At 65.2% G+C, this 19,203-nt stretch carries 14 protein-coding genes; 6 read left to right on the plus strand and 8 right to left on the minus strand.

Annotated elements, in window-relative coordinates:
* Positions 1–67: 67 nt before the first annotated feature.
* Positions 68–955 (minus strand): ABC transporter substrate binding protein, encoded by an 888-nt coding sequence (locus AC07WS_RS11715; RefSeq protein WP_494729230.1) that lies wholly within the window; start codon positions 953–955, stop codon positions 68–70.
* A gap of 185 nt (positions 956–1,140) precedes the next feature.
* Between AC07WS_RS11715 and AC07WS_RS11720 the strand changes: the two genes are divergently transcribed.
* Positions 1,141–2,523, plus strand: a complete 1,383-nt coding sequence (locus AC07WS_RS11720; RefSeq protein WP_494729231.1) for an MATE family efflux transporter — start codon at positions 1,141–1,143, stop codon at positions 2,521–2,523.
* 53 nt (positions 2,524–2,576) lie between these two features.
* On the opposite strand, the gene AC07WS_RS11725 is transcribed toward AC07WS_RS11720, so the two are convergent.
* The 5 genes from AC07WS_RS11725 to AC07WS_RS11745 form a co-directional block, all read right to left on the minus strand.
* A complete protein-coding gene (locus tag AC07WS_RS11725) occupies positions 2,577–2,987 on the minus strand; it encodes a type 2 periplasmic-binding domain-containing protein (RefSeq protein ID WP_494729232.1) in 411 nt (136 codons plus the stop codon).
* A gap of 11 nt (positions 2,988–2,998) precedes the next feature.
* Positions 2,999–4,201 carry a porin family protein gene (locus tag AC07WS_RS11730; protein WP_494729233.1) on the minus strand — a complete coding sequence of 401 codons (1,203 nt, stop codon included), beginning with the start codon at positions 4,199–4,201 and terminating at the stop codon, positions 2,999–3,001.
* A gap of 304 nt (positions 4,202–4,505) precedes the next feature.
* Positions 4,506–4,787, minus strand: coding sequence for a TehB family protein (locus AC07WS_RS11735; protein WP_494729234.1), 282 nt, complete (start codon positions 4,785–4,787; stop codon positions 4,506–4,508).
* Complete coding sequence (locus AC07WS_RS11740; protein WP_494729235.1) at positions 4,784–5,179, minus strand: group III truncated hemoglobin; 396 nt, start codon at positions 5,177–5,179, stop codon at positions 4,784–4,786. The genes AC07WS_RS11735 and AC07WS_RS11740 overlap by 4 nt, the downstream gene beginning before the upstream one ends.
* 39 nt (positions 5,180–5,218) lie before the next feature.
* Positions 5,219–8,818, minus strand: coding sequence for a CHASE domain-containing protein (locus AC07WS_RS11745; protein WP_494729236.1), 3,600 nt, complete (start codon positions 8,816–8,818; stop codon positions 5,219–5,221).
* Positions 8,819–8,993: 175 nt separating this feature from the next.
* Here AC07WS_RS11745 and AC07WS_RS11750 point away from each other — a divergent pair, with 175 nt between their 5' ends.
* The 4 genes from AC07WS_RS11750 to AC07WS_RS11765 all read left to right on the plus strand — a co-directional run bounded on the left by AC07WS_RS11750 (position 8,994) and on the right by AC07WS_RS11765 (position 14,106).
* Complete coding sequence (locus tag AC07WS_RS11750) at positions 8,994–11,648, plus strand: ATP-binding protein (RefSeq protein ID WP_494729237.1); 2,655 nt, start codon at positions 8,994–8,996, stop codon at positions 11,646–11,648.
* A gap of 132 nt (positions 11,649–11,780) precedes the next feature.
* Complete coding sequence (locus AC07WS_RS11755) at positions 11,781–12,974, plus strand: sensor histidine kinase (RefSeq protein ID WP_494729238.1); 1,194 nt, start codon at positions 11,781–11,783, stop codon at positions 12,972–12,974.
* A gap of 20 nt (positions 12,975–12,994) precedes the next feature.
* Positions 12,995–13,750: a LytR/AlgR family response regulator transcription factor gene (locus AC07WS_RS11760; protein ID WP_494729517.1), complete on the plus strand. Its 756-nt coding sequence runs from the start codon at positions 12,995–12,997 to the stop codon at positions 13,748–13,750.
* 77 nt (positions 13,751–13,827) lie between these two features.
* Positions 13,828–14,106 carry a hypothetical protein gene (locus tag AC07WS_RS11765; protein WP_494729239.1) on the plus strand — a complete coding sequence of 93 codons (279 nt, stop codon included), beginning with the start codon at positions 13,828–13,830 and terminating at the stop codon, positions 14,104–14,106.
* A gap of 6 nt (positions 14,107–14,112) precedes the next feature.
* On the opposite strand, the gene AC07WS_RS11770 is transcribed toward AC07WS_RS11765, so the two are convergent.
* Together AC07WS_RS11770 and AC07WS_RS11775 are read right to left on the minus strand one after the other, a co-directional pair.
* Complete coding sequence (locus tag AC07WS_RS11770) at positions 14,113–15,978, minus strand: hypothetical protein (protein WP_494729240.1); 1,866 nt, start codon at positions 15,976–15,978, stop codon at positions 14,113–14,115.
* A 160-nt stretch (positions 15,979–16,138) separates the two neighbouring features.
* A complete protein-coding gene (locus AC07WS_RS11775) occupies positions 16,139–17,827 on the minus strand; it encodes an MFS transporter (RefSeq protein WP_494729241.1) in 1,689 nt (562 codons plus the stop codon).
* 197 nt (positions 17,828–18,024) lie between these two features.
* Here AC07WS_RS11775 and AC07WS_RS11780 point away from each other — a divergent pair, with 197 nt between their 5' ends.
* Positions 18,025–19,203 carry an acetyl-CoA C-acyltransferase gene (locus AC07WS_RS11780; RefSeq protein ID WP_494729242.1) on the plus strand — a complete coding sequence of 393 codons (1,179 nt, stop codon included), beginning with the start codon at positions 18,025–18,027 and terminating at the stop codon, positions 19,201–19,203.

Here is a 19,203-nt window from a genome sequence, read left to right on the forward strand (position 1 = left end):
GATGCTTTCATAGTATAAGCCGAGACTTTGCAATTCGGAAATAAAATCGCCGCAAGCGGACACGTCGCTAGGGCTCGGGGAAGACGGCGTCGAAGCTCCGTTGTTGGCTGGAGACAAGATTCAATCCGATGTGGCTGGCGGTGCGGGAGTTGAGCGCGCTGCGCACGGCGCGCAGCGGCGTCACGCCCCGTTTCAGCGGCTCGCCGTTTTGCAGCGCCAACGCCAGCGCGGCCAGGTCGCGCCCCAGTTGCACGTTGTTCGGATACATGCCGAACAACACGCCTTTCTTGACGTGCAGCACGCTGCTGGAGAACACCGGCAGATTGCGGCTCCACGATTCCTTCAGCACCAGCGGCAGGATGGTGGTTTCCTCGACGGTGGTGGCGTCCTGCGGCAGCCACAGCGCGTCGCGGCGGCCGTCCGCGGCGGCGAACTGGGCTTCGTAGGCGCGCGCGGCGCCGGCCAGGTCGGACGCCTCCAGCGCGACCAGTTCCAGCCCCAGGCTGCGGGCCGCCTCGCGCGCCAGCCGGATCTGGCCCTCGTTGCTGGCCGGGTTGTAGACCACCAGCACCCGGCGCATGCCAGGCAGCAGGCTCTTGAGCAGGCCGAACAGCAGGGCGGGGTCGGGCGTCAGGCTGATGCCGTTGAGGCGCTCGGCGTCCGGCGCGGCGCCGACGCCGCCGATCACCACGCCCTGCGCCGGGTCCAGCGCGGCCGCCGCCTTCAAGCCCTGGCGGCCGAGCGCGATCACCACCTTGCCGTTCTTGAGCGTGTTGCGCAGCTCGCCCAGGTCGCTGCCGGCCGACAAGGCGATCGCGCGCGGCCTGCTCCTGGACTGTTCCTCGATGCCCTGGAGGATTTCCATGAACACGGTGCGGTAGGGCTCGCCGATGTCGGGATACAACACCGTCAGCGCCTGGGCGTTGGCCCACCCGCCGAGTAAGCCCAGCAGCAAGGCGCACAAACGGACAACGGCGGAGAGTGTAAATCGCACTATGATAGTTGTGTCTGGTTGATTCAGCGGAAGTGTATCCTTTGCTAACGATTCTACAGCCATAGATTGTTTCAATGGGTGCGGTGACAGCGCTTCCAGTTGATGTAAACTAAGACTTGTTAGCAACATTCACCCTCCGGACCTCCATGCCCGCCGCCAAAACCCCGATCCGCACCCCGCCCATGTTCAATCTGGCCTGGCCGTTGCTTGTCGAGCTGGGGCTGGCGATCGCCTCCAGCGTCATCGGCACGGCGCTGGCGTCGCGCATCTCGGACGAGGCGGGCGGGGCGTTCGCCCTCGCCAGCCAGGTGTCGGCCACCTTGTTCATCCTGTTCCGCATCATCGGCGCCGGCGTCAGCGTGGTGGTCACGCAAAACCTCGGCGGCGGCCAGCGCGAGGCCGCCAACCGCGTCGCCTGCGCGGTGGTCGGCGCCAGCAGCTGGCTGGGCGCCGTCACCGGCCTGATGGCCCTGCTGGGCGCGCGCGGCCTGCTGCACCTGCTCAACGCGCCGGCCGAGGTGCTGCCGCTGGCCGCGCCCTTCCTGCAGGCGCTGGCGCCGGCCATGCTGCTCGATGCCTGGAACGCCTCGATGGCCAGCGTGATGCGGGCCCACCTGCGCACCCGCGACACGCTGGTGGTGCTGGTGATCATGCACGTGAGCCACCTGGCGCTGGCGATCCCGCTGATGCACGGCTGGGGACCGCTGCCGGCCATGGGCCTGCCGGGTTACGCGGCGGCGCTGGCGGTCAGCCGCGCCATCGGCCTGGCGCTGCACCTCTTGATGTGGCGCGTGCACCTGCACATCCGCGTGGCGCGCGCCGACTGGTGGCGCCTGCCGCGCCGCGAGCTGGGCGCGGTGCTGTACATCGGCCTGCCCGGCGCGGCCGAGAACATCGCCTGGCGGCTGGCCTTCATGGTCAGCGTGGCGACCGCCGCCGAGCTGGGCGCCAGGGCGCTGGCCACCCAGGCCTACGTGCTGCAGCTGATGGGCGGGGTGATGATGTTCAGCATCGCCACCGGCCTGGCGGTGGAGATCGTGGTGGGCTACCTGATCGGCGCCGGCCGGCTGCGCGAGGCGCACGGCGTGGTGCGGCGCGCCTTGGCGCGCGGGCTGGTGGTGTGCGTCCTGATCGCGGCCTGCGCCGCGCTGCTGGGGCGCTGGCTGCTGGGCTGGTTCACCCAGGACCAGGAGATCATCGCGGCCGGCGCCACGCTGCTGTGGCTGACCGTGGCGCTGGAGCCCGGCCGCACCTTCAACCTGGTGGTGATCAACGCGTTGCGCGCCGCCGGCGACGCGCGCTTTCCCGTGATGGCGGGGGCCTTGTCGATGCTGCTGGTGCTGGCCGGCGGCAGCTGGCTGCTGGGCGTGGTGTTGGGCTGGGGCTTGCCGGGCGTGTGGATCGCCTACGCGGCCGACGAGTGGATACGCGGCCTGATCATGTGGCGCCGCTGGCAAACCCACGCGTGGGTGCCGCACGCCAAGGCGTCGCGCAAGCGGCTGCGGCCGGCCATCGTGGTCGAAGGCTAGTCCAGGCGGCCGTAAAAAAGGCGCCCTGCGGCGCCTTCGACAAGCAACCATGCTTACTGCACGGTCAGGATCACCTTGACGGTATCGTCGACCTGCGACTTCTCGATATAGCCGATAGCTTGCGGATCGGCCGCCACGGCCTTCTTTACTTCGGCGCTGGAGCCGAGCTCCTTCGGTGCGCTGGCCTTGCCGGTGAACACCAGCTTGGACCAGATGGCCTTGACCTGGGTGGAGTCCTTGTCCAGCACTTTTTTATAGAACTCGTTGCGCAGCGGGCCGTCGGTGTGCTCGATCGGCGTGAACAGGGTCGACTTCCCGAGGAAGAACTGGGCCGCCTGTTCGCTGAACATGCGGGTGGCCGGATTCTTCGGGCTGACGATGACCACGATCTCCGTCGCGAAGACCGGGGACACGGCCAGCCATGCGCCAGCGGCCAGCACTGCTTTTGCGATTATCGTTTTCATGTGGGTTCTCCTCAGAAGACGAAATCGATGGCGGCGGCGTACACGTTGACGGTGCTGCCCGCAAAGCCCGGCTGGGGATTGAGGAAGTAACCGGCGCCGTCGCGCGTCTTGATGCGGTCCACCTGCACCTTGAACGCGGCCGATTTGTAGAAGTCCCAGCGCACGCCGATGCCGGTGGTCGACTGCAGGCCGGACTTGATGGCGGCATTGGTGCCCGCGGTCAGCGGAGCCAGCGGGCCGGCGGTCGGCATCGAGGCGAAGTCGCGGATGCTGTCCTGCTTGACGTCGCCGTGCACGATGAAGGGCACGAACTTGCCGTAGCGGTAGCCGGCCATGATGTACCACGAGCTGGTGTCCGGCACCAGGCGCGACTCGGTCTTGCGCTTGGCGTACTCGGCCTGGCCGATGATGTTGTTGTAGTCCATCGCGATGCCGGCCGACGTGAAGGTGCCCTTGATGTCGGTGAGCTTGGTCTCGCTGGCCACCGAGGTCAGGCCGACCTTGTTCAGCGTGGCGACCAGGCCGTTCAGGCTGGGGTTGTCGTAGATGCCGAAGTTGGCCTGCGAGCGGCCCAGGCGATAGGTGAACGGGCCGTTCTCGACCACCAGCTGGGTCGAGATCACCGGCTTGAAGTCCACGTAGTAGTTGCCGGGCGCGCGCACCTTGGCGCGGCCGATCGCGGCCTGCGCGGTGACGGTGGTGTCGCCAAAGCTGTGCTGGTAGACCACGTCGCCGCCGTCCGCGTTGTCGACCGTGACCTGGCGGTAGACCTCATTGGGCGGGCGCAGCATGGTGTTGGCGTAGCCGACGTTGCGCACGTCGGAAATCATGTAGACCGGCAGGCCGACGCGGCCGAGGCGCAGCGAGAAGTCGTCGTTGAGCTTGATCTTGGCGAAGGCCCATCCCAGCTCGGCGCCGAACTGGTCGTTGTTGCCGGACTTGCGCACCAGGCCCTGGGCGGTGAAGGAGACGGTCTCGCTCCACTTCGCCGTGACCTGGATGCCGAGGTTGGAGTCGACGCCTGGGCGGGCGTGTTTGCCGACGCCGGCGGCCTGGTTGACGCGGTTGAATTCTGCCTGATCGGAATTGGTCATGGTCAGCGCGCCGGTGCCGAAGCCGCTGACGGTGATCGGCAGACTGTCCTGCGCATGCGCAGTGACGGCCAGGGCACTAAGGACTGCTAAGGTTGTAATCGCAAGCTTGGGTTGTTTCATCGTGTACCCCTCCGTTGGTTGATGGCGACGTTATAAGTTGTGTTGTGCGCCATGGTGAGTGTGGACTGCGAAGGAGGGGGCGTGGGTGTTTTTTTGGCAAATTGTCACATTTCCGTTGTTCATCGGCAACAAATAGCATATTGGAAGCGTTATCACGTGATGCAAACGGCAAGCTTGCCCAAAGGGCGCGCTTGATGTGGAAGGGGTTTTCGGGCGCCCGCCGTCCGGCGCTGTCCTGAACGGCCAAGACACAATTCGGGTCCGTGCTTGGGTGAAAAACGGCGGCTCGTTCCGGGGGCCGCGCTCAGCGGTGGAACTCGACCTGGAAGCGCACCGGCCCGACCACCTGGACTTCGTGCTCGACGCGCGGCTCGACCACGCCGTGACGCTGCGGCGAAAGCAGCACTTCCTCGGCCGGCTGGGCAGGATCGGTGATGCGGTACAGCAGGCTGCCTTCCAGTATCGTGATGCGGCCCCACACGCCGGCTGCGGTGGTGTGGGCGCGCTGCAGGGCGGCGGGCACGGTGTCCTGCGTGAAGACAGGGCTGCTTTTGTAGTGGGCGACGGCGTCTGGCATGGACTTCATGATGGTTCCTCGGGTGAGCCGACTTTCACTGCACCGAAAAATCCGTATTGGAGACTGGCGGCGATGCGGCGCGCCACGGTCTTGAATTCGGCGGCGTCGGCGGGGCTGAACAAACGGGTGGCGTTGGCTTCGAACAGCGTGAGCCAGCGCATGAAGTGGTCGGGGGTGACGCCGTTCAGCTGCATGTGCTTGCCGAACACGTTGCCCTGGAAGCTGCGGCTGCCCAGCATGACGGTGCACCAGAATTCGACCATGCGTTCCAGGTGCGGCTCCCACTGGTCGCCGATGGCGCCGTCGAACACCGGCTGCAGCACCGGGTCGGCCCGCACCTCGCCATAAAATTCGTGGACCAGCGTGGCGATCGATACCGGGTTCAGTGTCAGGTGGGACATGATGAGCTTTGCGTTTAAACAGGTATTTATAATACCATATTAACGGCCGGCGGCAGCGCGCTGGGCGGCGGGCAGGTTGCGGGTGATCGCGCGCAGCATCTGTTCCACGTCGATGGGCTTGGCGATGAAGTCGTTCATGCCGGAGGCGATGCATTGCTCGCGCTCGGACAGCATCACGCCGGCCGTCATGGCCAGCACCGGCAGTTCCAGTTTGAGTTCGTTGCGGATGCGGGTGGTGGCCTCGAAGCCGTCCATCTCCGGCATCTGCACGTCCATCAGCACCAGGTCGTAGCGGTGGGCCTCGGTGCGCAGCAGCTCGAGCGCGGCGCGGCCATTGTCCACCGCCTCGATGTCGGCGCCGGCGTAGGACAGCATGCTCTTGGCCACCAGCTGGTTGATCGGATTGTCCTCCACCAGCAGGATGCGCACGCCGTCGATGCGCAGGCCGGCCGGCGCGCCGGGATCGGCGCTGACGGCGGCCGGCGTGCCGGCCAGCGCCTGCTGCAAGGTCTCGTTCAGGCGCGCCATGGTCACCGGTTTGAGCAGCACCGCGTTGGCCGCCCCCGCGCCGTCGGTGTGCAGCAGCTTGCCCTGGCCGAAGGCGCTGACCATCAGGATGACGGCCGGGCAGGCTTGCGGCATGGCGGCGCGGATCGCCTGCATGGTGGCGAGGCCGTTCATGCCGGCCATGTCCCAGTCGACCAGGATGGCGTCGTAGCGCGTGCCGGTGTCGCGCAGCCGGGACAGCGCCTGCTCGCCGGAGCCGGCGCATTCGCTGCTCCAGCCGCGCGCGTCGATGGTGCGGCTGAGGTAGTCGGCGCTGACGGCATCGTCGTCCACCACCAGCAGGTGCTGGGCCGGCAGCGCGGCGCCGGCCTGCGGCAGGTCGGCGCCGCGCTGCAGCGGCACCGTCAGCACGAAGGCGCTGCCGACGCCGGCGTCGCTTTGCACGGCGATCTCGCCGCCCATCAGCGCGGCGATGCGGCGCGAGATGGCCAGGCCCAGCCCGGTGCCGCCGAAGCGCCGCGTCATCGAGGCGTCGGCCTGCGAGAACGGCGCGAACAACAGCGCCAGCTGGTCGGCCGGGATGCCGATGCCGCTGTCGCGCACCGTGAAGCGCAGCGTGACCGGGCCGGGATCGGCGCCGCCGGTACGCTCCACCAGCACCGTCACCGATCCCTTTTCGGTGAACTTGATGGCGTTGCCGACCAGGTTGATCAGGATCTGTTGCAGGCGGTGGCCGTCACCCACCAGCGACTGCGGCACGTCGGCCTCGACGCCGATCGCCAGCTCCAGGTCCTTCTCGCCGGAGTTGACCGTCATGATGGTGGCGATGGCTTCCAGCACTGCGCTCAGCTGGAACGGCGCCGGCGCCAGCTCCATGCGTCCGGCCTCGATCTTGGAAAAGTCCAGCACGTCGTTCAGGATGCTGAGCAGCGAATTGCCGGACGAGCGTATCATCTCCAGGTACTTCTGCTGGTCGGGCGAGAGCGCGGTGTTGTTGAGCAGGTGCGTCATGCCCAGCACGGCGTTGAGCGGCGTGCGGATCTCATGGCTCATGTTGGCGACGAATTCGGACTTGGCGCGGCTGGCCGCCTCCGCCAGGTCGCGCGCCACGATCAGCGAGCTTTCCGATTCGCGCAGCGCCGCGGTCTTTTCCTCGGCCAGCGCGGCGGCGTAGGCCTGGCGCGCGGTCAAGGCCCGCACCACGCCGAAGAACAGCAGGCTGATGATGGCGCCGGCCAGCAGCACGATGTGCGATTTTTGGCGGTCGATGGAATTCTCGAACGCCGGCAACGAGTTGAAACGCAGCGTCCAGCGATGGTGCAGCAGCACCAGCGGCGCGGTGCGCAGGTAGGGATTCGGATATTGCAGGTTGTCGTTGCTGCTGCGGTCGCCGCTGGCGTACAGGCGGGCGGCGGGATCGGCGTTCGGGCCGTCGAAGATCTCCAGCTGCACCACGTGGTCGGACGGGCCGAGCAGGCCGGCCATCATGTCGTCGGCGCGGATCGGGCTGTAGGAGTAGCCCTGCAGCGTTTCGATGCGGCGCGCCTGGGACAGGGGAGCGGCCGCCGGCGCGTCCTGCTTGCGGTAGATCGGGAAGTACATCAGGAAGCCCGGCCGGCCCTCGCCGGTTTCGTTCTGCACCAGCGTCACCTTGGCCGACAGCACCGGTTCGCCGGTGCGGGCGGCTTCCAGCAGCGCCGCCCGGCGGATCGGTTCGGACATCATATCGTAGCCGAAGGCGCGCAGGTTCTGGCCCTGGAACGGTTCCAGGTAGAGCACCACGGCGGACTCCGCGCCCAGCCCCGCCCCCGGCCGCGACCAGATGCGGAAGTCCGGATAACCCTGCGCGCGCACCTGCTGCGCCAGCGCGTCGCGCTGGGCGGCCGCGACCAGCGGGCTGTAGCCCAGCCCCAGCACGCCCGGGAAACTGTGCTGCAGGTTCAGCGCATCGACGTAACCGCGCCATTGCGCGCGGCTCGGTTCAGCTGTCGTATTGAACAGCGCGCGGGCGCCGCGCAGCCCCGATTCGTACAGGGCCATGCGGCTGCTGATGCGTTCAGTGATGTCGCTGCATTCGGTGTCGAACTGTTCGCGCGCGCGGCGCTCGGTGCTGAGCGCCACCAGATGCCAGACCACCACCGTCAGGCCCAGGCCGACCAGCAGCGTGGCCCATTGCGCGGCGCTGCGTCCGCGCACCGCGCCGCTCATGCGCCGGCGTTCGCTGGCGTCGGCGCACAGCACCATGCCGATCAGGCTGCACAGCACGACAAAGCTGTCGAGCGCGATCAGCGCGTCGTTCAGCGTGCCGACCGCGAACGGCCCCAGGCCGCGCACGGTGCCCAACACCGCGCCGCCCGCCGTCGCCACGCAGGCGAGGCTGGCGCCGCGCAGGCCGTAGCGGTAGGAGGCCCAGGCCACGCACACCATGAAGATGTACGGCAGCCAGCCGGGATCGTCGTCCGAGGTGTAGCGGCGGCCGAAGATCCAGGCGATCAGCGCCGCCAGCAGCGCCAGCGACAGGGCCGCCTCCAGCGCCCCGGACCAGCGCCAGCGGCGCCGGCGCCACGCCAGGATGGCCGGCGCCACCAGCAGTATGCCGGCGACGTCGCCCACCCACCAGGTCAGCGCCACGGTGCCATAGGCGGCGGCCGGCACCAGGCCGCCCAGCACCAGCGTGCTGCTGCCGATGCCGGCGCTGATCACGCAGACCAGCAGCGCGACGATGGCGAATTTGTAGACGTCCTGCAGTTGGCTGAGCGGCCGGGCGGTGTCGGTGTAGCGGCGCATCAGCCAGGCTCCGGCCAGCGCTTCCAGCGTATTGCCGGTGGCGATCAGCAGCGAGGCCGTCACCAGGCCGGCGGTGAACGGCATGCCATTGGTGGTGAAGGTGGACAGGTTGGCGGCCAGCGCGCCGATCAGGATGGCCGGCCAGGCGCGCTGGCCCATCAGCAGGATGGCGGCGAAGGCGATGCCGGACGGCGGCCAGACGGGCGTGGCGTTGGTGTGGGCGAAGGCCAGCATCAGGCTGGCGTTGGCGATCAGGTAGTAGCAGGCGGTCAGCAGCACCAACGCTAGCGGCGCAGGGCTGGATGGGGCGTTGGACGGTGCGACCGGAGCGGAGCCTGCGCGCATGGCAGTGTATTCGGTTGTCTCGGTGGCAATCACTATACCCCGAACCGGGCATGGCCGGGTATCGTGCTGGCAGCGACCCGTGCATATTTGTTGGGTTTATGACGTACGGGCGTAGCCAAACGGGCCGGCAGCATGTAATACTTTGATATCATCTTTCTAGTGAGTGGCGCTGCTCATGGCGTTGAAACAGTACCTGCCGTCCACCCTCAGATTCCGGCTCAGCGGCCTGGTCGTGCTGCTGGTGCTGGCCGCCACCGTCACCGTGACGGTAGTGGCGCTGATGCTGGCCGAGCGCGACATGAAGGAAGTGATCGGCAGCCAGCAGTATGCCTTGCTGTCCGGCGCGGCCACCCACATCGACGAGCACCTTGCAGGCAAGAAGGCGATGCTGGCGGCGCTGGCCGAATCGCTGCCGGCGTCCACGCTGCGCGATCCCGAGGCGCTGCGCGCCTACCTGAGGGCGCGGCCGACCGCGCGCGGCCAGTTCTCGTTTGTGGAAATCTACAACGCCGACGGCCTGCTGACCGGCGCGCTGGAAGAGGCCATGCCGCCGCAACCGTTCCACGCGGCCGGACAGGAATGGTTCGACCTGACGATGCGGCGTGGGCGCGGCGTGGTGTCTGCGCCGTTCGCCAGCAAGCTGGCGGGCGCGCCGACGGTGCTGATCACGGCGCCGGTGTTCGACAGCGGCGGCCACGTGGCGCTGGTGCTGGCCGGCGGCATCAACCTGCTGCACTATGCGCCGTTCGAGTCGCTCAGCGCGCTCAGGCCGGGCAGCACCGGCTTCACCTTCATCATGACCTCGGAAGGCATTCTGCTCAGCCATCCGAACAAGGCGCGGCTGCTGCACAGCATCAACGAGCGCCCCGGCACCAACCGCGCGACGGAAATGGCGCTTGCCGGCTTCCAGGGCTGGACCGAGGCGGAAAACAAGGACAACGTCAAAGGCATTTATTCCTACCGCCGCCTGCAACACGCGCGCTGGATCGTCGCCGCGCGCTTCCCCAGCGACGAGGCGCTGGCGCCGCTGCGGGAGATGCGCTACGAGGCGGCGGCCGCGGCGACGGTGTTTGCCGGCCTGGCGGGCCTGCTGTCGTGGCTGGGCATCGTGCGCTTGCTGCGGCCCTTGCAGCGGCTGCGGCGCAACGTCGTCGAAATCAAAAACAGCCGCGCCGGCATCCAGGTGCTGCAGCTGGACCGCAAGGATGAAATCGGCGAATTGAGCGGCGCCTTCTACCGCTTGATGGCCGAGCGCGAGGCGGCGCAGCTGCGCACCTTCGAGAGCGAAAAGCGGGCGCGCATCCTGGCCGACAACCTGCCGCTGCTGATCGCCTACCTGGACCGCGACAAGCGCTACCTGTTCACCAACGAGTACTACCGGGTGCAGTTCGGCGTCGATCCGCAGAGCATGTTGGGCAAGACCGTGTCCGAGATCTTCGGCGCCGCCGCCGACAGCTGGCTGGGCGACCTGGACCAGGCGCTGCACGGCGGCCGCCTGCATTACGAGCGCACCTTCGAGCGGCGCGGCCAGATCATCCACTTCCTGGTCGACCTGGTGCCGGACATCGCCGCCGACGGCGAGGTGCTGGGCACCTACCTGATGGCGATGGATATCACCGACCGCAAGAACGCGGAGCTGATGCAGGCCGCCGGCGAGCAGCGCGCCGCCGCCGCCAGCCGCGCCAAGAGCGAGTTCGTGGCCAATATGAGCCACGAGATCCGCACGCCGATGAACGCGGTGCTGGGCGTGGCCTATTTGCTGGGCAATACGGAGCTGAACGCGCAGCAGAAGGAATACGTGGACATGATACGGTCGTCCGGCAACGTCCTGCTGGGCATCCTGAACGATGTGCTGGACTTCTCCAAGATCGAGGCCGGCCGCATGGAGCTGGCGCCGTCCACCTTCCAGCTGGACGAAGTGCTGGAAGCGGTGAACACCGTGATGATGACCAACGTGACCGCCAGCGGCCTGCAGCTGACCATTGCCACCGACCCCGCCGTGCCGCGCGCGCTGGTGGGCGACGCCATGCGCCTGCAGCAGATCCTGATCAATTTGGTCGGCAACGCCATCAAGTTCACCGAGCAGGGGCAGGTGCTGTTGCGCGTGGAGCGCTCGGCCAACGGCATGGCCGGTTACGCCGGCGACGCGGTCGGCCTGCGCTTCGTCGTGCGCGACACCGGCATCGGCATGGACCTGGAGCAGCAGAGCCGCTTGTTCGAAGCCTTCAACCAGGCCGACGCCTCGACCACGCGCCGCTTCGGCGGCACCGGCCTGGGATTGGCGATCTGCCGCCGGCTGGCCGAGCTGATGGGGGGCGCTATCGCCGTCACCAGCGAGCCGGGGAAGGGCAGCGAGTTTGTCGTCACGCTGCCCTTCCTGCTGCCGCACGCCGAAGCCCACGCCGCGCCGGAGGACGAGGACGACGACCCGGCAACCCACCGGCTCAAGGGCCTGCGCCTGCTGCTGGTCGAAGACCATCCGCTGAACCAGGTGGTGGCGCGCGGCATGCTGGAATACGCCGGCGCCAGCGTGGACGTGGTGGAAAACGGCCAACTGGCGGTCGATCGCCTCCGCGAGCATGCCGCCGACTACGACATCGTGCTGATGGACGTGCAGATGCCGGTGATGGACGGTTTCGCCGCGACCGGCGTGATAAGGCAGGAGCTCAAGCTGGACCTGCCCATCCTGGCCATGACGGCGGGCGTGATGCAGTCGGAGCAGGAGCGCTGCATCGCCGCCGGCATGAACGATTTCATCGCCAAGCCTATCGACGTCGAGCAGATGCTGGACACCATTTCGCGCCATATCCCGGCCGGGCGGCACCGCTGAAGCCCGGCACTTGGCGACGCACGGCTGCACTTCGCGCCGGACGCCCGCATTTCGTCGCACCGGCCTCCGGGCCGGCGATCCGCCGGTTAGAGTGGATCACACTCTGCCAGCCTGACTATTTTGGATAACGCAATGAACCACAGCAGCACAACCGCCACGGCGCCTTCGAATTGCGAAGCCGCGCCGCTGGCCCATCCCCTGGACTTGATACCGTTGTTCCGGCGCTGGCCGGCATCGAACCGGCGCAACATGCTGTACACGCTGATCTGGAATTTCGGCCTGGGCACCGTGCTGACGGCGGTCGAGTTGTACTGGTCGCACTCCGGGCAGCCGGTGTTGAAACAATGGCTGCAGATGCTGCTGATTACGAACCTGATCGGCTTTCTGATCCACTTCGGCAATCTGCTGGCCAACGCCGTCAGCAGCGGCTGGCCGCGCCGTGCGCGAGGCTTGCCACGGCTGGTGTTCAGCACTGCGCTGGTGGTGGTCAGCGTGCCGCTGGGGCTAGGCATGGGCAATGCGCTGTGGAGCGGCAAGAGCATCATGCAGTTGATGGGCAACCGTGACGCGCTGACCCAGTCGCTGGTGCTGGCGGCGGCCGTCGCGCTGTTGATGTACCTGGTACGCAGCAGCGCCGAACGCAGGGTGGCGCAGGCGATGGAGAAGGCGAAGCAGCAGGAGCTGATTGCATCCAGCGCCCGCCTCTTGGCCGAAGCGCGGCTGCGCGCCCTGCAGGCGCAGATCGAGCCTCACTTTTTGTACAACACGCTGGCCAACGTGGTGAGCCTGATCGGTCCACAGCCGGCCAAGGCCCAGCACATGCTGGAACGGTTTATCGACTACCTGCGCGCCAGTCTGGCGGTCAGCCGCAGCGAGGAGGCAACGCTGGGTTCGGAGGCCAAGCTGATTGCGGCCTACCTGGACGTGCTGGCGGTGCGCATGGGCGGGCGGCTGCGCTACCGCATCGAAGTACCCGACCGCCTGCGCCAGTTCGCCATCGCGCCGATGCTGCTGCAGCCGGTGGTGGAGAACGCGATTTCGCACGGCCTGGAGCCAAAGGTGGAGGGCGGCGAGATCGTCTTCAGCGCGAACGAGATGGGCGAGCATCTGTGCCTGCAAATCAGCGATACCGGCGTGGGCCTGGGCAGCACCATGTCTGCCAAGCCTGGCGGCGGCGTTGGGCTGAGCAACCTGCGGGAGCGCTTGCGCAGTTTGTATGGCAGCGCGGCTCGGGTAGAATTATTGGAAAATCAACCCTGCGGCATGACGGTGCGCCTCATGCTGCCTTTGAATGCGAGTCCGACATCGATACACTCCGTGCCCTGATCGCAGATGACGAAGAGCATCTGCGCGATTATCTGGAAGGCCAGCTGAAAACCGCGTGGCCGGAATTGAAGGTGGTGGCCAAGGCCGCCAATGGCCTGGAGGCGCTGCGCCTGATCGACGAGGAGGCGCCGGATGTGGTGTTCCTCGATATCCGCATGCCCGGCATGACCGGCCTGGACGTGGCGTCCCGGCTGGTGGCGGGCGCCAGGCCGCCGCACATCGTTTTCGTGACGGCCTTCGACCAGTACGCGGTGGAGGCGTTCGAGCATTCGGCAGTCGATTATCTGCTGAAGCCGGCGAGCCTGGAGCGGCTGGAGAAGACCGTGCACAAGCTGAAGTCGGCGCTGCGTCCCAGCGAACCGGCTGCGGCGGCGGGCATCACGGCTGCGACGCTGCAGGCGCTGTTGCAGCAGCTGGGCGGCGCGGCGCCTGTGGCCCCGGCGCCGGCGCCGTCGCTGCAGTGGATACGCGCGTCGCAAGGCGAGCAGACGCGCCTGATCGCCATCGACGAGGTGATCTACTTCCAGAGCAACGACAAGTACACCAGCGTGTTCCTGGCCGACGGCGAGAGCCTGATACGCACGCCGATCAGCAAGCTGCGCGAGCAGCTCGACGAGCAGCAGTTCTGGCAGATCCACCGCAGCGTGATCGTCGCCGCGCGCCACGTGGCCGGCACTCGCCACGACTTCCGCGGCCGCCTGATGGTGCAGCTCAAGGGCCGCGACGAGCAACTCGTCGTCAGCCGCAACTACGTCGACCTGTTCCGGCAGATGTAGGGCAGGCTGTGGAAAGGTTGCAATAATTACACTGCCGTGTTACGTTCGTTTCTCTCACATCCATCGAGGAAGCAGACATGAAAAAAGTAAACTCAACATCGTTGTTGCAACAGCGCCGCCGCTTTCTGGTGCGGGGCGCCGCGCTCACCTTGGCAACCGCAGCCTGCGTGCTGCCAGCGATCCGGAAAGACAAACTGGCTCCCGCTGCGGCGATCCCCGACGGCGCCCCCGAGGATGCGGTCGCATCCACGGATCTGAGCGCATTGGTGCGCAGCGGCCAGCCGGTGCCGATTGAACTCTTCTTTTCTTCGCCAGAAAATTTCTCGCATTTCCTGGCGTTGACCGGCACCGCTTAATGGCCGTTACAGGGCTGCGGTCCACGTAATTTGGTTGCCGTTCGAATCGTACGTTCCGTGATTGTTGGAAATCGAGTCATTGAAATTGCCATCCAGCGTCCAGCGGCCGACGGCGTCGACAACCTTATTCGAAACCCCGTAGTCAAAGACTTCCTGCGGGGTCAACACACGGTCATAGAGGATGATGTCGGAGAACTTCCAATTGAGATTGACCCCGGCCGCAGCCCAGGATGTACGCCCCACCTGGATGGCCGCCAGAGCGTCGACATTGGTCCAAGGCTCCGTCGCTTGCGCGTATGCCATCAGGAAGTCATTCACATAGAGGGCAATACGCGAACTGGCATCGACAGTGAATGTGATCCGGGTCCAAGTCTCGGCCACATCCGTCCGGCCCTTATGGCCAGAGTCGTTGCCTATCTTTGTACCGGCAAATAGCTGCATATAGGTATTGATGTCTTCCGGTGGGGTAGTGGGGGATAGCCCGTTTTTGTAAATGACCCAGCCGCTCCCATCGAGGTAGGCGGAACCCGAACTACGCCGGATGAACGCGCCTCCGTTTGCCACCGACGCGGCATCCTGGTTGATCGTGTAAGAGATGGAGAAATTTGATGAGCGGCAGAGCGATGCGGCTGGGTTGATGGTGAAGAAGCACGCTTTGGTCGGCGCACTGCTGAACTTCGCGCATTGTTTGAAGAACGTGTTATTCAATTTTCGCTCGATCAGGCTGTCTGGCGGCGGCATGCGCGAGCGGTCCAGCACGGAGGTAATGGCCTCGAACACATCTGCGCGGACGTTGGTATCGCCTCCCTGTTTGGTCACCAGCACTTTCCACGGTTCCACCCCCGGCACGCTGCCGCTGTTCCACACCCAATGGCAGGCGAGCTGAACGCCAGTGCGATAGAAATTCTGAAGCAGGGTCGACAGATTGTGCTGGGTGTCGTCCTGGAGCGCCTTTTCTTCGGTGTACCGCAAGCCGAAGCTGCCGACATAATATGGCTTGCCAAGGTCATGGGCTAGTTTCTGCATCATCTTCAGGTAGGGCAAGGAGCACGAAATGAAATCCGCCCGCAAGGCGGTGGGCTGACCCGCTACCGGTGCTACGCAACTGCTGAAATACTCGTTATTGGGGAACAGGTTTTCGCAAATGGTGTCGATCGGGCTGGGATTCATTGCGCGGACAATTTCGAGATGTTCATCGATCGTATATTTTCGCGGATCGTAATGCGGGAGCGCCGCATTCCCCGAAGAGATCATGCGCTGCAGCGTATCCTGTCCTCGTATGGCTTCGGCTATCTCTTTCAGGACGGCTGGCGCAGTGGTGTAGTCCAGGCCCGTATTCAGCGTGATTTCCTGACCCGCCATCCAGGCTGCAATACCGGTGTGGTCTTTGTACTTGGCCGTGAACGCCGCTGCAAATGCCCGCAGGTAGTTTCTGGATTTGGAGCTACTTGTCAAAAGCGCGCTCTTGTCTTCTCCAACCAGCTCGGGAATGGCCAGGATGTTCCAGAAGGGGCAAGCGATAATGCCGATGTTGTGCGCCTTGGCTGCATCGAGGAAAACCTGGACTGCTCGCCAGTAGGAATCATAGATTTTAAGATCTTTGACGGAATTATCGGCATTGAAGTCGGGAACGCCTATGACGTGATCCCAGCCGAACGCGTTCTTGGCGGCAAACGGCGTAATCATCACCTGCAGGTATTTGACCCCTTTAGATTGAAGAAAATCGAAGTCTTCCGGATAGTCAGGATTGGACGGCCCGGTATCGCCCGTGCCGGTGTCCGACCAGTGTCGGCGCTCAAGGTAGTTGTATGCGTTTAAGCCGATGGTGGCGACTGGCCCCGTATTGAGCCCGTCGGTATTGTATTCCTGCATGACGCCGTCTTGCACCCTGATATATGGCATAACGTCCCCTCGATGTGTTAAATAATTAATTTTATCAATATTTAAATTTTTACGGGGTAAATTTTCCGATGGCGATGATCAAAAAAAAAGCCGCCATCGCTGGCGGCTCTCTACTGCTATATGGCCCGGCTTAGTCGTGGGCGTAGATGTCGTTGTCCTTGGTCTCGCCGACGAACAGTGCACCGATCACCGCAGTGATCAGCGCGATGACGATCGGATACCACAGGCCGTAGTAGATGTCGCCCTTGAACGCCACCAGCGCGAACGAAATGGTCGGCAGCAGGCCGCCGAACCAGCCGTTGCCGATATGGTAGGGCAGCGACATCGAGGTGTAGCGGATGCGGGTCGGGAACATCTCCACCAGCATCGCCGCGATCGGGCCGTACACCATGGTCACGTACAGCACCAGCACGAACAGCACCGCCACCATCATAGGCTTGTTGATCTGCGTGTCGTCAGCCTTGGCGGGATAGCCCGCGCCCTTGATGGCGGCGCCGACTTCCTTCTTCAGCGCTGCCTCGGCATCCTTGCTGGCCTTGTCGAAGTTCAGGCCGTCGGGCGTCATGGTGGCGTTGAAGGAGGTGATCTCCTTGTCGCCGATCTTGATCTTGGCGACGCTGCCGGCCGGCGCTTCCTGCGTGGTATAGTTCACCGAAGCCAGCGACAGCATGCTGGTCGCGATATCGCACGACGAAGGGAACTTCTTCTGGCCAGTCAGGTTGAACTGGAAGTGGCAGGACGCAGGATCGGCCACCACCACCACCGGCGAATTTTTCAGCGCGGTTTCCAGCGCGGGATTGCCGTAGTGGGTCATCGCGCCGAACAGCGGGAAGTAGGTCGCCGCGGCCAGCACGCAGCCGCCCAGGATGATCCACTTGCGGCCGATCTTGTCGGACATCATGCCGAAGAAGATGAAGAACGGGGTCGCCAGCGCCAGCGAAACCGCGGTCAGGATGTTGGCGGTGGCGCCGTCGATCTTCAGCACTTGCGTCATGAAGAACAGCGCGTAGAACTGGCCGGTGTACCACACCACCGCCTGGCCCATGGTCAGGCCGATCAGCGCCAGGATCACCACCTTCAGGTTGCGCCATTGGCCGAACGCTTCGCTCAGCGGGGCCTTCGAGGTCTTGCCTTCGGCCTTCATCTTGGCGAAGGCGGGCGACTCGTTCATCGACAAACGGATCCACACCGATACGCCCAGCAGCAGCACCGACACCAGGAACGGCACGCGCCAGCCCCACGCGGCGAATTCCTTCTCGCCGATGGCGGTGCGGGTGCCCAGGATCACCAGCAGCGACAGGAACAAGCCCAGCGTGGCGGTGGTCTGGATCCACGACGTGAACGAGCCGCGCTTGCCGTGCGGCGCGTGCTCGGCCACGTAGGTGGCCGCGCCACCGTACTCGCCGCCCAGCGCCAGGCCTTGCAGAATGCGCAGCGAGACCAGGATGATGGGCGCGGCGATGCCGATCGCCTCGTGTCCGGGCAGCAGGCCGACAATGAAGGTCGAGGCGCCCATGATCAGGATGGTGATCAGGAAGGTGTACTTACGGCCGATCATGTCGCCGAGGCGGCCGAACACCAGCGCGCCGAATGGGCGCACAATGAAGCCGGCGGCAAAGGCCAGCAGCGCGAAAATAAAGGTGGTGGTCGGATCGCCGATGAAGAACTGCTTGGCGATGATAGGCGCGAGCGAACCGTAAAGATAGAAATCGTACCATTCGAAAATCGTGCCCAGCGAGGACGCAAAGATCACCTTGCGTTCTTCCGGCGTGATGCCTCCGCCTGCGGGCAGAGTTGCACTACCTGGTGTTGATGCCATTTTCTTGTCTCCTGTAATTTTTGAATTTCCCCAGCTGAGACAGTTACACCTTTGTCAGCTTGCGCCCAGTGTGTCCTGTGAACCTTACGTCAAGCTTGCTTGAAACTTACACGAAACTTACAGAAATATTTGCGAACGACCGTACTAAAATATGCTATTCTCGTTTCACTAAAAACACCCACTCATAGGAGACTTTCATGATCGACGCCGTCATTGTTTCAACCGCCCGCACAGGTTTGGCCAAGTCGTGGAAAGGCGCGTTCAACATGACGCATGGCGCCACGCTGGGCGGCCATGCGCTGCAGGCGGCCATCAGCCGCGCGGGCATCGAGGCCGGCGAGGTTGAGGACGTGCTGATCGGCTGCGCCAATCCCGAGGGCGCCACCGGCGGCAACATCGCGCGCCAGATCGCGCTGCGCGCCGGCTGCCCGGTGACCACCGGCGGCATGACCGTCAACCGTTTCTGCTCGTCCGGCCTGCAGACCATCGCCAGCGCGGCCCAGCGCATCATCGCCGGCGAGGGCGACATCTACGCGGCCGGCGGCGTGGAGTCGATCTCCTGCGTGCAGCAGGAAATGAACCTGCATATGTATAAGGACGTCTGGCTGGACCAGCACAAGCCGGAAATCTACTGGACCATGCTGCAGACGGCCGAAACCGTCGCCAAGCGCTACAACATCAGCCGCGAGCGCCAGGACGAGTACGGCGTGCAGAGCCAGCAGCGCGCCGCCGCCGCCCAGGCCGCCGGCCTGTTCGACGCCGAGATCGTGCCGATGACCACCGTCATGGGCGTGGCCGACAAGGCCAGCGGCATGCTGCTGACCCGGGAAGTGACCATCTCGGCCGACGAGGGCATCCGCGCCGACACCACCTACGAAGCCGTCTCCAAGATCCGCACCGCCATGCCGGGCGGCGTGATCAGCGCCGGCAACGCCAGCCAGTTCTCGGACGGCGCCTCGGTCGCCATTGTGATGAGCGCGCAGGCCGCAGCCGCCAAGGGCTTGCAGCCGCTGGGCATCTTCCGTGGCTTCGCCGTGGCCGGCTGCGAGCCGGACGAGATGGGCATCGGCCCCGTGTTCGCCATACCCAAGCTGCTGAAGAAGGCCGGGCTGAAGGTCGAGGACATCGGCCTGTGGGAGCTGAACGAAGCCTTCGCCGTGCAGGTACTGTACTGCGCCGACAAGCTTGGCATCCCGATGGACCGCCTCAACGTCAACGGCGGCGCGATCGCGGTCGGCCACCCGTACGGCGTGTCGGGCGCGCGCCTGACCGGCCACGCGCTGTTGGAAGGCAAGCGCCGTGGCGTCAAATATGTGGTGGTCACCATGTGCATCGGTGGCGGCCAGGGAGCGGCGGGCCTGTTCGAAGTGGTGTAA

The organism is Duganella sp. GW821-FHT01E12 (assembly GCF_059422325.1).